The organism is Burkholderia sp. NRF60-BP8, assembly GCF_001522585.2.
In the GTDB taxonomy this organism is placed as follows: domain Bacteria; phylum Pseudomonadota; class Gammaproteobacteria; order Burkholderiales; family Burkholderiaceae; genus Burkholderia.
The window spans coordinates 959,860-974,897 of sequence record NZ_CP013372.1; the positions used below are offsets into that span (position 1 = coordinate 959,860).

The following is a 15,038-nucleotide window of genomic DNA, read 5'->3' on the forward strand; positions in this document are numbered from 1 at the left end:
AGCTTAAAAAATAAAGTGTCTCGAAAAGGTAACAGCGGGAAAAAGTCCATATATATCAAGCACATCAACGACTGTTCCTGTTTGTGAAATAGTTGACAATTGCTGCGCCGCGATTGTTTCAATAGTTGATGCGGATGCCGGCAGACCCCCTGTTTCGGCCCGTTGCGGCAGGAAAACGAGGGTGTGCAAACGTTTGCGATTGCAGGTGCGTGCGCGTCGACGTGTCGAGAACGCGCCGGCGCCGCACGTATGCGCGGCGGACGTCGGGACTGCAAAGCCGCGAGCGGGTGTGCCGGGGCCGCCGCGAGATCGATGCGCGGCGTTTTTCAGCGGGCGGGCAAATCAGTTGTCGCGCGGGCGATGCTCGGCTTGACCGGCTTGACCGGCTTGATGGGCGGCTTGTGCGGATGCAGCCGGTGCCGCATGCTCGGCCGCCCGATGCGCGTGGCCGCGGGCGGCCGCGAACTCCGCGCCGAGCAGCAGCACGATCGCGGAGAAGTACAGCCACATCAGCAGAACCGCGAACGATCCGGCCGCGCCGAACGCACTCGCGGTGCCCGCATGCGCGAGATACAGCGCGAACAGCTTCTTGCCGCCGGAGAACAGGATCGCCGACACGATGCCGCCGATCGCGGCGTCGCGCCACGCGACGCGCGCATCGGGCAGGAATTTCATCAACGACGCGAACGCGGCCGCGAGCACCGCGATGCCGACGAAGAACTGCACGAAGTTCGTGACGACCACGTACGGCGAATTGCCCAGCAGCCAGGTGCCGATGAAGGTGATCGCGGTGTCGAGCACGAGCGACACGATCAGCAGGAACGCGACGCCGAGCACGAGCCCGAACGAGATCAGCCTCACCCGCACCAGCCCGAGCATGCTCGACCAGCGGCTTTCGGTGGCCGGCCAGATCACGCTGAGCGCCGCGCTGAGCGACGCGAACGTGGCCGATGCGCCGATCGCGAGCGCGGCGAACGAGATCAGCGTGGCGAGGCCGCCGCGCTCGCCCGCGCGGTGCGCGTTCTGCACGATCGTCTGGATACTGGCCGCCGCGTCGTCGCCGATCAACTGGTGCGCCTGTTCGAACACCTGGCCGCGCGCGGCATCGTCGCCGTAGAACCAGCCGGCCACCGCGATCACCATCACGAGGGTCGGCGCGAGCGAGAACGCGGAGAAAAACGCGATGCCCGCGGCCATCGCGGAACAGCGGTCGGACGAGAAGCGCTTGAACGCGGTGAGGGCCCAGTTGGCTTGCTGCTGGGCGAGACGGGTGGCTTCGGAAGTGATCTGTCGTTTCATGACGGTTCGGTTGCGCGCGGAACGCGGATCATCGCAGTTAGTCGGACAAATCGGTATTGATCCGAGGATTCGATCATAGTTGCCTGAACTGTCTATAATTCCTTTCAGTTTCACCCCACCCCACCCCACAATAACGCCGAGACCGCCATGCTACAAATGTCCCGGCGCCAGTTCCTGAAGGTGACGGCCACGTCGCTTGCCGGATCGAGTCTTGCCCTGATGGGCTTTTCTCCGTCCGACGCGCTGGCCGAGGTCCGACAGTACAAACTGGCGCGCACAGTCGAAACGCGCAACACCTGTCCTTACTGCTCGGTGGGTTGCGGCATCCTGATGTACAGCCTCGGCGACGGGGCGAAGAATGCGCAGCCGAGCATCATCCACATCGAAGGCGATCCCGACCACCCCGTCAACCGTGGCACGCTGTGCCCGAAGGGCGCGAGCCTGATCGACTTCATCCACAGCCCGAACCGCCTCACGCATCCCGAGTATCGTGCGCCCGGCTCGGACAAGTGGGAACCCATCTCGTGGAACGACGCGCTCGATCGTATCGCGAAGCTGATGAAGGCCGACCGCGACGCGAACTTCGTCGAGACGGCCGAAGATGGCGCAAAGGTCAACCGCTGGCTCACGACGGGCATGCTGGCCGCGTCGGCGGGCAGCAACGAGGTCGGCTACCTGACGCACAAGACCATCCGCAGTCTCGGGATGCTCGCATTCGACAATCAGGCGCGTGTCTGACATGGCCCGACGGTGGCAGGTCTTGCCCCGACGTTTGGCCGTGGAGCGATGACGAACCATTGGGTCGACATCAAGAACGCGGACGTGATTCTCGTGATGGGCGGCAATGCAGCCGAGGCCCATCCGTGCGGTTTCAAGTGGGTAACGGAGGCGAAGGCGCACCGCAAGGCGCGGCTGATCGTCGTCGACCCGCGCTTCACGCGTACGGCTTCGGTGGCCGATTACTACGCGCCGATCCGCACCGGCACCGACATCGTCTTTCTGGGCGGCGTCATCAATTATCTGCTGACGAACGACAAGATCCAGCATGAGTACGTGAAGAACTACACGGACTTCTCGTTCATCGTGCGCGAGGATTTCGCGTTCAACGACGGCATCTATTCCGGCTACGACGCCGAGAAGCACGCGTACCCCGACAAATCGAGCTGGGACTACGAGCGCGGCGACGACGGCTTCGTGAAGGTCGACCCGACGCTGCAGCATCCGCGCTGCGTCTACAACCTGCTGAAGCAGCACTACGCGCGCTATACGCCGGACATGGTCCAGCAGACGTGCGGCACGCCGAAGGACAAGTTCCTGAAGGTGTGCGAGATGCTCGCGACCACGGCCGTTCCCGGCCGCGCCGGCACGGTGCTGTACGCGCTCGGCTGGACCCACCACTCGATCGGCGCGCAGATCATCCGCACCGGCGCGATGGTGCAGCTGCTGCTCGGCAACATCGGCATCGCCGGCGGCGGGATGAACGCGCTGCGCGGCCACTCGAACATCCAGGGGCTGACCGACCTCGGGCTGATGTCGAACCTGCTGCCGGGCTACATGACGCTGCCGATGCAGGCCGAGCAGGACTTCGACGCGTACATCAAGAAGCGCGTGCAACTGCCGCTGCGGCCGAACCAGTTGAGCTACTGGAAGAATTACAAGGCATTCCACGTCAGCTTCATGAAGGCGTGGTGGGGCGACGCGGCCACCGCCGAGAACAACTGGGCCTACGACTACCTGCCGAAGCTGGACAAGCAGTACGACCTGCTGCAGGCGATCGAGCTGATGAATGCCGGCAAGATGAACGGCTACATCTGCCAGGGCTTCAATCCGCTCGCGGCGGCGCCGTCGAAGGTGAAGACGGCGGCAGGTCTCGCGAAGCTGAAGTGGCTCGTGATCATGGATCCGCTCGCGACCGAGACGTCCGAGTTCTGGAAGCATCACGGCGATTACAACGACGTCGATGCGTCGAAGATCCAGACCGAGGTGTTCCGCCTGCCGACCACCTGCTTCGCGGAGGAAAACGGCTCGCTCGTGAGTTCGAGCCGCGTGCTGCAGTGGCACTGGAAGGGCGCCGAGCCGCCGGGCGAAGCGAAGAGCGACCTCGAGATCATGTCGGGGCTGTTCCTGCGCATGCGCAAGATGTACCAGAAGGACGGCGGCAAGTACCCGGACCCGATCGTGAACCTGACCTGGCCGTACGCGAACCCGGAAAGCCCGACGCCCGAGGAACTGGCGATGGAGTTCAACGGCAAAGCGCTCGCCGATCTGCCCGATCCGAAGGATCCGGCGAAGACGCTCGTGAAGAAGGGCGAGCAGCTCGCCGCGTTCGCGCAACTGAAGGACGACGGCACGACCGCGAGCGGCTGCTGGATCTTCTGCGGCGCGTGGACGCAGGCCGGCAACCAGATGGCGCGGCGCGACAACGCCGACCCGACCGGCATCGGCCAGACGCTGAACTGGGCGTGGGCGTGGCCGGCGAACCGGCGGATCCTGTACAACCGCGCATCGTGCGACGTCGCCGGCAAGCCGTTCGACCCGACCCGCAAGCTGATCGGCTGGAACGGCAGCGCGTGGAAGGGCGTCGACGTGCCGGACTTCAAGGCGGACGAACCGCCCGAAAACGGGATGGGGCCGTTCATCATGAACCCGGAAGGCGTCGCGCGCTTCTTCGCCCGCGCGGGGATGAACGAAGGTCCGTTCCCCGAGCACTACGAGCCGTTCGAGACGCCGCTCGCCGCGAACCCGCTGCACCCGGGCAACCCGCTGGCGCTGAACAACCCGGCCGCCCGCGTGTTCCCGGACGACCGGGCATCGTTCGGCAAGGTGTCCGAGTTCCCGCACGTCGCGACGACGTACCGGCTGACCGAGCATTTCCACTACTGGACCAAGCATGCGCGGCTGAACTCGATCATCCAGCCCGAGCAATTCGTCGAGATCGGCGAAGACCTCGCGAAGGAAGTCGGCGTCGCGCACGGCGAGCGCGTGAAGGTGTCGTCCAAGCGCGGCTACATCGTCGCGGTCGCCCTCGTCACGAAGCGGATCAAGCCGCTGACGATCGACGGCAAGAAGGTCCAGACGGTCGGCGTCCCGTTGCACTGGGGCTTCAAGGGCCTGACGAAGCCCGGCTATCTCGCCAATACCCTGACTCCGTCCGTGGGCGACGGCAACTCCTATACACCGGAATTCAAGTCGTTCCTGGTGAAGGTCGAAAAGGCGTAAGGGGGAGAGATGGCATTGCAATCGCTGGATATCAAGCGGGTCTCGGCCACCACGACGCCACCGCCCACGGTGCGCGAACCGGTGACCGGGAGCGTCGCGAAGCTGATCGACGTATCGAAGTGCATCGGCTGCAAGGCATGCCAGACGGCGTGCATGGAATGGAACGACCTGCGCGACGAAGTCGGCACCAACGTCGGCGTGTACGACAACCCGGCCGACCTGACCGAGCATTCGTGGACGGTCATGCGGTTCTCCGAATACGAGAACCCGGCGGGCGACCTCGAGTGGCTGATCCGCAAGGACGGCTGCATGCACTGCGAGGATCCGGGCTGTCTGAAGGCGTGTCCGTCGCCGGGCGCGATCGTGCAGTACAACAACGGGATCGTCGATTTCCACGAGGAGAACTGCATCGGTTGCGGCTACTGCGTGACCGGTTGCCCGTTCAACGTGCCGCGGATCTCGAAGAAGGATCATCGCGCGTACAAGTGCACGCTCTGTTCCGACCGCGTCGCGGTCGGCCAGGAACCGGCCTGCGTGAAGACCTGCCCGACGGGCGCGATCGTGTTCGGCACCAAGGAGGACATGAAGCAGCACGCGGCCGAGCGCATCGAGGACCTGAAGGAGCGCGGCTTCGAGCATGCGGGGCTGTACGACCCGCAGGGCGTCGGCGGCACGCACGTGATGTACGTGCTGCACCACGCGGACAAACCGTCGCTGTACCACGGGCTGCCCGACAATCCGTCGATCAGCCCGATGGTGAAGCTGTGGAAGGGCATCGCGAAACCGCTCGCGGTCGCGGGCCTCGCGCTGACCGCGCTGGCCGGGTTCTTCCACTACACGCGGGTCGGTCCGAACGAGGTCACCGACGACGAGGAAGCCGCCGCGCGCGACGAAGCGCGACGCATCAAGGAGGACGCGAAATGAGCCACGACGACCCCAACCTGATCGTCCGCTACACGCCGAACGAGCGCACGAATCACTGGATCACCGCGATCACGTTCGTGCTGCTCGCGTTGTCCGGGCTCGCGCTGTTCCATCCGTCGATGTTCTGGCTCACCGCGCTGTTCGGCGGCGGTCAGTGGACGCGGATCCTGCATCCGTTCGTCGGCCTCGTGATGTTCGTGTCGTTCGCGATCCTCGTCGTGCGCTTCTGGCACCACAATGCGCTCGACGCGGACGACCGACAGTGGCTGAAGCAGATCGGCGACGTGCTGACCAACCGGGAAGACAAGCTGCCGCCGGTCGGGCGCTATAACGCCGGGCAGAAGCTGCTATTCTTCACGCTGGTGGCGTGCCTGCTGCTGCTCCTGCTGTCGGGAGTCGTGATCTGGCGGCGCTATTTCTCGTTCTACTTCCCGATCGGGGTCATCCGCGCGGCCGCTGTCGTGCATGCCGTGGCGGCCTTCGTGCTGATCGCGAGCATCATCGTGCACATTTACGCGGCGTTGTGGGTGAAGGGTTCGATCGGCGCGATGGTGCGGGGCACCGTCACGCTGGGCTGGGCCCGCAAGCATCACCCGAAGTGGTTCCGTGAAAGCGTGAAGTGACGCAGCGGAGCGGGGCGGTACGCCGATTGCGGCGTATCGTTCCGCCCACCGCCGGAATCGCCCGAAAGCGCCGATTCGTCGGCGCTTCGTTTTTTGGAAGATATTTTCGTGACACAACGCATTCTGGAGCCGACCGAGATCTCGGCACTCGATCATTCGGCCATTCCGCGCTTTCGCCTGCCGGAGCGTGCGACCGCGTTCGCGGCGCGCGCCGCGCGGCTGCGCAAGCTTGCCGACCTGAACCCGATCAGCGGCTATCTGCGGCTGATGGCCACCGTCGCCGACGCGCAGCACGCGACGCTGCAGACGCTGGAGCTGCCGCTGCCGTCGAAGGAAGCGATCGCACGCGCGCAGGAACATTCGATGCCGCTCGTGCCGGCGCTCGACGGCCAGCGCGATTCGCGGTGGCGCGCCGTGCTGTATGAGCTGCTCGATCGCGTCGAAAGCGCCGGGCTCGTCAATCCGCAGCTCGCGAAGCTGCTCGACCGGCTGCGCCTGACGGCGCCCGCCGAACTCGACGCGCAGGCCGATGCGATTCTCGCGCTGCGCTTCGCGGAGGTCGACCCGGCCACCGCGCCGTTCCTGATGGCCGCGCTGCAGGTCGCGTGGACGGACCTCGCGAGCCGTGTGACGCCGGCCGATGTCCCGTATCTCGACCAGCCGGGGCTGTGCCCGGTGTGCGGCACGCATCCGGTCGCGAGCGTCGTGCGGGTCGGCGGCCAGTACCAGGGCTACCGTTTCCTGCAGTGCGGGCTGTGCACGACCGAGTGGCACATGGTGCGCACCAAGTGCTCGCACTGCGATTCGACGAAGGGCATCGCGTATCACGGGATCGAAGGCGGCAGCGAAGCCGTCAAGGCCGAATCGTGCGACGAGTGCAAGACCTATCGCAAGATCGGCTATCAGGAGAAGGACTACGAGTTCGAGCCGCTGGCGGACGACCTCGCGAGCCTCACGCTCGACCTGCTGATGAACGAAGCCGGCTACCAGCGCAGTTCGCCGAACCCGCTGCTGTGGCCCGACGTGCCGCGCGAAGCGGACTGACGGCACGGGGCCGCGGCGGCGCGCGAGCGCCGGCCCCGGCCGACTGCGGAGCATGAGACTGGAGCTACAACGACGTGACCGAACCGGGTGTGAATGAATTGAATGCCGTGCTGGCGCGCGTGCCGTCGGTCGAGCGCGTGCTGTCGTCGGCACCGCTGCAGCCGCTCGTCGCGGACTATGGCCGCACGCGCGTGCTCAATGCCGTGCGCGCCGAACTGGAACGCTGGCGCACGGCGGCGCAGCACGATCCCGCGGCGGCCGAACCGCTCGACGAGCCGCGCATCGCCGCGGCCGTCGCGCACGCGTTGGCCGCACAGAGCGCGGGGGCGGTGTGCCCCGTGTTCAACCTGACCGGCACCGTGCTACACACGAACCTCGGGCGAGCGTTGCTGCCCGACGACGCGGTGCGTGCCGTGGTCGACGCGCTGACGCGGCCCGTCAACCTGGAGTTCGATCTCGCCACCGGCCGCCGCGGCGACCGCGACGACCTGATCGACGCTCTGCTGTGCGAACTGACGGGCGCGGAAGCCGCGACCGTCGTCAACAACAATGCGGCGGCCGTGCTGCTGACGCTGTCGGCGCTTGCGACGAAGCGGGAAGTGGTCGTGTCGCGCGGCGAGCTGGTCGAGATCGGCGGCGCGTTTCGCATTCCCGACATCATGAGCCGTGCCGGCGCGAAGCTGCGCGAGGTCGGCACGACCAACCGCACGCATCCGCGCGACTACGCGGACGCGATCGGTCCGCGCACGGCGCTGCTGATGAAGGTGCATTGCAGCAACTACGCGATCAGCGGCTTCACGAAGGAGACGACGCTCGCCGAACTCGCGCCGCTCGCGCGCGAGCACGGGGTGCCGGTCGCCGTCGATCTCGGCAGCGGCACGCTGGCCGACCTGTCGCAATGGGGCTTGCCGCACGAGACGACCGTGCAGGAAACCGTCGCCGCCGGCGCGAACGTCGTCACGTTCAGCGGCGACAAGCTGCTCGGCGGCCCGCAAGCCGGCCTGATCGTCGGCGATCGGGCGCTCATCGCGAAGATCAAGAAGCATCCGCTCAAACGTGCGCTGCGCGTCGGCAAGCTGACGCTCGCGGCGCTCGAACCCGTGCTGCGCCTGTACCGGTCGCCCGAATTCCTGCGCGACCGGCTCACGACGCTGCGATTGCTGACGCGCCCGCAGCGCGACATCGCCGAGGCCGCCGAACGCATGCGCCCGGTGCTGCAGGCGGCGCTCGGCAGCGGTTTCGACGTGACGGTCGAGCCGATGTTCAGCCAGATCGGCAGCGGTGCGCTGCCGGTCGACCAGTTGCCGAGCGCCGGGCTCGTCGTGCGCGCCGCGGACGGCAAGCGCAGCGGCCGCGCGCTCGTGCAGCTCGAAAAACGCCTGCGCGAATGGCCGCGCCCGGTGATCGGCCGCGTGGCCGACAACGCGCTGCGGCTCGATCTGCGCTGCCTCGAAGCGGCCGACGAAGCGGCATTCGTCGCGCAATGCGTGCCGCTCGCGGGGCCGGCCGCATGATCGTCGGGACCGCTGGACACATCGACCACGGCAAGACCACGCTCGTGCGCGCGCTCACGGGCGTCGACACCGATCGGCTGAAGGAAGAGAAGGCACGCGGCATCTCGATCGAGCTCGGCTACGCGTATACGCCGCTCGACAACGGCGACGTGCTCGGCCTGATCGACGTGCCGGGCCACGAGAAACTGATTCATACGATGGCGGCCGGCGCGTGCGGCATCGACTTCGCGCTCATCGTGATTGCCGCGGATGACGGCGTGATGCCGCAGACGCGCGAGCATCTCGCGATCCTGCAACTGCTCGGCGTCACGCACGGCGCCGTCGCGCTGACGAAATGCGATCGCGTCGATGCTGCGCGCGTTGCCGAGGCGCGCGACGAGATCGCTGCGTGGTTGCACGATTCGACGCTGGCCGGCGTGCCGATCTTCGAAACGCGTGCCACGGTGGCCGACGATCCGGGCGTCGCCGCGTTGAAGCAGCACCTGGCCGACGCGGCGATCGCGTGGCGTGCGCGTCGCGACGACGGGCTGTTCCGGCTCGCGGTCGATCGCGTGTTTACGCTCGCCGGGCAGGGTACCGTCGTGACGGGTACCGCATTCGCGGGCCGCGTCGCGACGGGCGACACGCTCGCGATCGTGCGCACGGGCGACGCCGCCCGCGTGCGCAGCATCCATGCGCAGAACCGGCCGGTCGAGGCCGGCCGCGCGGGCGAGCGTTGCGCGCTGAACCTGGCCGGCGTCGACAAGGCCGACGTCGAGCGCGGCGACACCGTCGCCGATGCGCGGCTCGTCGCGACGTCGCCGCGTCTGGACGTCGACCTGACGCTGCTCGCGGACGCGGGGCTGACGCTGACCCACTGGGCGCCGCTGCACGTGCATCTCGGTACGCTGCATCGCGTGGCGCATGTCGCGTTGCTCGACGGCGACACGCTCGCGGCCGGCCAGCGGATGCGCGTGCAACTGGTGTTCGACGAGCCGGTGTTCGCGCTGCCGGGCGACCGTTTCATCGTCCGCAATCCGCAGGCGACGCGCACCGTCGGCGGCGGCCGGGTGCTCGATCCGTTCGGGCCGGCGCGCAAGCGCCGCACGCCTGCGCGCCGCGCGTGGCTCGATGCGCTCGCGGCGTGGCTCGACGAAGGGCGCCTCGATGCGCTGCTCGCGCAGGCGCCGCTCGGCATTGCGCGCGCGACGCTCACGCATCTGACGGGATTCGCGCCCGATGCGCTGGCGTTGCCCGGCGATGCGCTGGCGATCGGACAACGCGATGCCGCGTCGAACGAAGGCGCGGTGATTTCGCATGCGCACTGGCGTGCGTTGCAGACGCGGGCGGTCGATACGCTGCGCGCGCACCACGAGCGCATGCCCGACGAGCAGGGGCTCGACGCCGCACGCTTGCGGCGGATGGCTGCGCCGCTCGTCGGCGATGCGCTGTGGCGCGCGCTCGTCGAGGCGCTGGTGGCGGGCGGCGAAGTCGCGCGCAGCGGGCCGTGGCTGCATTTGCCGTCGCATTCCGTGAACCTCGAGCCGCGCGAGGAAGCGCTGGCGCAGCAACTGCTGCCGCTGATCCACGCGGGGCGCTTCGATCCGCCGTGGGTGCGCGACCTGGCTCGCGACACCGGCGCGGCCGAGGACGCGGTGCGCGTGCTGCTGCGCAAGCTCGCACGGCGCGGCGACGTGCATCAGGTCGTGCGCGACCTGTTCTATCATGCGGACGTCGCGCGCGAACTGGCGGAACTGGTCGCGCATCTCGCACCGTTGCGTGGCGGCGGGCTCGATGCCGCGACGTTCCGCGATGCGACGGGGCTCGGCCGCAAGCGCGCGATCCAGATTCTCGAGTTCTTCGATCGGGTTGGGTATACTCGCTTCCGCCGCGATCTTCACTACCTGCGGCCTGACAGCGGTTGGGTGGGTATTCAGGCGTAGGCGCTCGTCGTTCTTTTCGGTTTTTTCCCTGCGGAAGGCATTCGTATCCGGTGGTACGGCCGGGCTTCAAACTCGGTTAGGGGCGTCAGCCGCTCCTGGGTAGGTTCGACTCCTGCTGCCTTCCGCCACATGGCTTAAAGCGGATCTCGTGCTATCAAGCGTAGCGCGATTGATTTCGGCACATCGAGATGCATGACGCGAATTCCATCGATCGCGTGACGTAGCCCATCGTCGGCAATGACGCGATGTGCGGTGTTTGCGCCGGCCGCCGTCGACGCTGGCAATTGCCGAATTCCGGTGTGTTCCGCGGGAAAACGTTCCAAATTTTGACAGTTTTTAACCGCTCCGAAAATGTGGGGCGCGCTATGATTTGCATCTATTTGACGAGCACACCGGACCCCCAATGAGTTCCGCACGATCACTCAACATCGGCATCACGATCGGCCTTCACCACGCGACCGAGAGTCTTTGGGTCAACGGCATCAAGCAGAACGCCTTGTATCTGATGAAGCTCTTTCAACACTCGCCGCTCGGTCATCAAGTCAAGCTCGTCAACACAACGAGCGTCGAGATCACGTCCGCTCTTCCCTGGGATATCAAGCAGTTTCCGGTGTGTTCCTTCGACGATGCGAAGGATTCGCTGGATGTCCTGATCGAGCTCGGGGGGCAAATCGATCAACAGCAAACCTCGTATCTGCAGGCACGTGGCGCAAAAGTCGTAAGCTATTGTTGTGGTCCGGAATACGTGCACATGATGCAGGCGATGATTTTTGGCAGACGGCACGCCGAAACGGTATTCATCAACCAGCGTTACGACCAAGTGTGGATCATCCCGCAAGTCGTCGATACCAGCGCCGGCTTCTTTAGCGTATTGCGACGCCAGCCTGTTCGCGAGGTGCCGTTTGTCTGGGACCCGATCTGCGTGGAAGAACGATCGGCCGCACTCCCGCATCGCGGGGAATATCGCCCGACCGGACAACCGAAGCGGTTGTCCGTGATGGAGCCGAATATCGACGTCACCAAGTTCTGCCTCTACCCGATCTTGATTGCGGAATTGGGTTATCGGAAGCTGGGCGAGAAAATATCCTATGTGCACGCGACAAACACGGAGCATCTCGCGAAAGGCAGCCCCGAATTCATCGGCATCGCAAGTAATCTGGATCTTGTGCGAGATTCGAAGATAAGCTTTGTCGGTTATTACAATACGCCCCAATTTCTTTCGGAATACACCGACATCGTCATTTCTCATCAATCCGGTCTTGCATTGAATTATTTCTATTTCGATGTTTGCTGGAACGGTTACGCGATGGTTCACAACGCCGACCTATGCCGCGAACTGGGCTACTTTTACAATAAAAACGACGTGGATGAAGGGTGCCGTCAACTCGAGCGAGCCGTCGAATTTCACGATGAGGATTGGCAGGGCTATCGAATTCGGCAACGAGAGCGGATCGGGCGGTTTTTGTCCACCAATCCGAAACAGGTGGAAGCGTATGACAGGTTGCTTCTCGGGCTTTTCGAGTGAAATCGATCGTCCGGCTTCGGGAAGCGTGTGGCCGCGATGTATAGCTGTTCGGCATGGCGTGCTTGAGCGGCCTGGATCCCGCGGCGTATCGTGGCTACGTGCCTGACCGCATTGCCGATCGTCAGTGAGCCGCATAGGCCAAATGCTACCTTGGCACGTGGCGCCATTGCTGCTCTCTACTGCTTCGCGTCGAGCCCATCCGATAGCATCGCGGACTCCGCAGTCGACAACCTGCAGGTTTCCGCTGGCGAATCTGCTCCCGTTGATGGGCGACACGAAAGCTGCGCGACGGACCGGGAAACGGGCCAGCGCTCGATACCGCGCACCGCGCACGACGCCGCGCAACGGTCGCGACCGCGCAAACTTGATGGGGAAAAGCACTAGAAGTACGAGATTTATTTCCCGGCTATAGTGGAATGACTGAAGGTAGACGCGGCGAGTTTTTGCCGATACCGATCAGGCCATGACTGTATAGACGGGTTGCTGTATGAAAAATAAAACCGACAAGACCGCCGGACCGATCTGGGGCGTGGCAGCAGGATTGCTTCTTGCTGGCACGGGATTGAGTCTCGGTATTTTCCCGGCGGCGCTGCACGGTGCGGGAAGCGCAAACGACTTCCTGGCATCCGGTGTCACGATGCTGGGCATTTTCCTCGTCGTCTATTCCACGCACGAACTGCGAAGAAAGCGCTCGTACTGAACGTTCGCTCACCTCCGATCACGACAATCGACGCGAGCCGGCCGACGGCTCGGGATGCGCTACGTCTTGCGGATTTCGTGGTTGTAGACGAGTTCGACGATGCGCTTCGTCGGAATACTCGCGCGCAGACGCTCGATACCGTCGATCGGAAACCACTTGCATTTCTCGATCTCGTTGTTCGCTTGCGGCGTCTGCTCCGGCCCGACTTCCGCGAAGAACACGTGATGGATCTTCGCGAGCCCGGTGAACTGCATCGAGTAGATCAGATCCTGGCCGGTCATGCCGGTTTCTTCGCATAACTCACGATGCGCGGCTTCTAGCGGCGTCTCCCCGCGCTTGATCGTGCCGCCCGGAAGCGCCCAGCGCGACGCCGCACGCGCGACGAGCAATACGCGCTCGTCGCGATAGCAGACGACGGTCGCGCGTTCCTTGATCGGGGCGGCAGTCGTTTCGGGGGCGGTGTCGGGCGCGAGGATCTGGGGCATGTCGTGATTCTAACCAGCGCGACTCGATCGGCCAAGGCAGCCTGACCGGGTTTGACGATTGACGCTCGCCGACGCGTGGTCGGCCATCGCGTGACACGCCGAAAGCGCAAGGCCGGCGGCAGGGCCGTACGTCGGCCCCCGATGCCGTTCGGCTCTGGCGCGACGACCGGCGCGGCCCATCACGCCCCATCGCGCCCGGCACGTCGTCATGCGGTTCGCACCGCGATTGCCTTTACTTCTTTTCAGGCAGGAACCAGTTCATCACGAGCGCGCAGATGCCACCCGTCGCCACGCCCGATTCCAGCACGTTCTTCAGTGCATGCGGCAGGCTGTTCAGGATGTCCGGCACCTGCGACACGCCGAGGCCGAGCGCGAGCGACACCGCGATGATCAGCAGCGCGCGGCGATCGAGGTGGACGCCCGCGAGGATGTTGATGCCGGACGCGGCCACCGCACCGAACATCACCATCGCCGCACCGCCGAGCACGGGCTCGGGCACGGCCTGCAGCACGCCGGCGACGACCGGGAACAGGCCGAGCACCACCAGCATGCCCGCGATCCAGATACCGACGTGACGGCTCGCGACGCCGGTAATCTGGATCACGCCGTTGTTCTGCGCGAATACCGAGCTCGGGAACGTATTGAACACGCCGGCCAGCAGCGAGTTCGCACCGTTGACGAGCACGCCGCCCTTGATGCGCTGCATCCACACCGGCCCTTCGACCGGCTCGTTCGAGATCTTGCTGGTGGCCGTCACGTCGCCGATCGCTTCGAGCGACGTGACGAGGTAGATGATCAGCATCGGGACGAACAGCGCCCACGAGAAGCCGATGCCGAAGTGCAGCGGCGTCGGCACCTGGAACAGCGCGGCCTGGTGCATGCCGGTGAAGTCGAGGCGTCCGAGGAACGCGGCCGCGCAGTAACCGATCGCGAGCGCGATGACGAGCGCGGTGCTGCGCACCCAGACGATCGGCACGCGGTTCAGCAGGATGATCGTGCCGAGCACGAGGCCCGACAGCGTGAGGTTCTCCGCGCTCGCGAACGTGCCCTTGGCCATCGCGCCGTAGCCGCCGCCCATGCTGATGAGGCCGACCTTGATCAGCGTGAGGCCGATCAGCAGCACGACGATGCCGGTGACGAGCGGGGTGATCAGGCGTTTCACGAACGGCAGGATGCGCGACACGCCCATCTCGACGAACGACCCGGCGATCACGACGCCGAAGATCGCGGCCATCACGGTCTCGACCGGCGTGCCCTGCTTGACCATCAGGCTGCCGCCGGCGATCAGCGGGCCGACGAAGTTGAAGCTGGTGCCCTGGACGATCAGCAGGCCGGCGCCGAGCGGGCCGAAGCGCTTGCACTGAACGAAGGTGGCAATGCCGGAAATCACCAGCGACATCGACACGATCAGGGTCGTATCGCGGCTGGACACGCCGAGCGCCTGACAGATCAGCAGGCCCGGCGTGACGATCGGCACGATGATCGCCAGCAGGTGCTGCAGCGCGGCAACGAAGGCGACCATCGGCGCCGGCCGGTCGTTCGGGCCGTAGACGAGGTCGCGGGCCGCGTCTGCGGCGTCGGCGCCGTGGGAGGCGGATGGGGCGGAGGAGGCGGGTTGCATGGCGAGCGGGCCGGACAAGGTGGAAAGTGCGGCATTTTAGCCGAAGGGCTCGCCGGCGCCGCCCGGGCGTGCCGCAATAGTCGGGATTCGGCGGAACGTGGAAAAGGGCCGGTTCGGCACCCGGCGATCGGCGCATCGCTGCCAGGCGATCGCAGTCCTGTC

At 65.5% G+C, this 15,038-nt stretch carries 11 protein-coding genes and 1 tRNA gene; 9 read left to right on the top strand and 3 right to left on the bottom strand.

Annotated elements, in window-relative coordinates; genetic code table 11:
- Positions 1-342: 342 nt before the first annotated feature.
- Positions 343-1,299, bottom strand: a complete 957-nt coding sequence (locus tag WS54_RS34170) for a YihY/virulence factor BrkB family protein (RefSeq protein ID WP_059783958.1) — start codon at positions 1,297-1,299, stop codon at positions 343-345.
- Positions 1,300-1,446: 147 nt separating this feature from the next.
- On the opposite strand from WS54_RS34170, the gene fdnG reads away from it, so the two are divergent.
- The 9 genes from fdnG to WS54_RS04525 all read left to right on the top strand — a co-directional run bounded on the left by fdnG (position 1,447) and on the right by WS54_RS04525 (position 12,770).
- A complete protein-coding gene (gene fdnG, locus WS54_RS04480) occupies positions 1,447-4,518 on the top strand; it encodes a formate dehydrogenase-N subunit alpha (RefSeq protein ID WP_080747665.1) in 3,072 nt (1,023 codons plus the stop codon).
- A 9-nt stretch (positions 4,519-4,527) separates the two neighbouring features.
- Entirely contained in the window at positions 4,528-5,442 is a 915-nt protein-coding gene (fdxH, locus tag WS54_RS04485; RefSeq protein ID WP_059783956.1) for a formate dehydrogenase subunit beta, read from the top strand.
- Positions 5,439-6,065 carry a formate dehydrogenase subunit gamma gene (locus WS54_RS04490; RefSeq protein WP_059783954.1) on the top strand — a complete coding sequence of 209 codons (627 nt, stop codon included), beginning with the start codon at positions 5,439-5,441 and terminating at the stop codon, positions 6,063-6,065. Before fdxH ends, WS54_RS04490 begins: the two co-directional genes overlap by 4 nt.
- Positions 6,066-6,173: 108 nt before the next feature.
- Positions 6,174-7,109 carry a formate dehydrogenase accessory protein FdhE gene (gene fdhE, locus WS54_RS04495; protein WP_179949044.1) on the top strand — a complete coding sequence of 312 codons (936 nt, stop codon included), beginning with the start codon at positions 6,174-6,176 and terminating at the stop codon, positions 7,107-7,109.
- A gap of 74 nt (positions 7,110-7,183) precedes the next feature.
- A complete protein-coding gene (selA, locus tag WS54_RS04500; RefSeq protein ID WP_059783949.1) occupies positions 7,184-8,623 on the top strand; it encodes an L-seryl-tRNA(Sec) selenium transferase in 1,440 nt (479 codons plus the stop codon).
- A complete protein-coding gene (gene selB / locus WS54_RS04505) occupies positions 8,620-10,545 on the top strand; it encodes a selenocysteine-specific translation elongation factor (protein WP_059785070.1) in 1,926 nt (641 codons plus the stop codon). Before selA ends, selB begins: the two co-directional genes overlap by 4 nt.
- A 32-nt stretch (positions 10,546-10,577) precedes the next feature.
- Positions 10,578-10,673 (top strand) — tRNA-Sec (locus tag WS54_RS04510).
- 275 nt (positions 10,674-10,948) lie between these two features.
- Positions 10,949-12,070: a DUF2827 domain-containing protein gene (locus WS54_RS04520; RefSeq protein ID WP_059783947.1), complete on the top strand. Its 1,122-nt coding sequence runs from the start codon at positions 10,949-10,951 to the stop codon at positions 12,068-12,070.
- A gap of 487 nt (positions 12,071-12,557) precedes the next feature.
- Positions 12,558-12,770: a hypothetical protein gene (locus WS54_RS04525; RefSeq protein ID WP_082725156.1), complete on the top strand. Its 213-nt coding sequence runs from the start codon at positions 12,558-12,560 to the stop codon at positions 12,768-12,770.
- A 59-nt stretch (positions 12,771-12,829) separates the two neighbouring features.
- On the opposite strand, the gene WS54_RS04530 is transcribed toward WS54_RS04525, so the two are convergent.
- Complete coding sequence (locus tag WS54_RS04530; protein WP_059783945.1) at positions 12,830-13,255, bottom strand: NUDIX hydrolase; 426 nt, start codon at positions 13,253-13,255, stop codon at positions 12,830-12,832.
- A gap of 232 nt (positions 13,256-13,487) precedes the next feature.
- Complete coding sequence (locus WS54_RS04535; protein WP_059783943.1) at positions 13,488-14,876, bottom strand: nucleobase:cation symporter-2 family protein; 1,389 nt, start codon at positions 14,874-14,876, stop codon at positions 13,488-13,490.
- Positions 14,877-15,038: the final 162 nt, after the last annotated feature.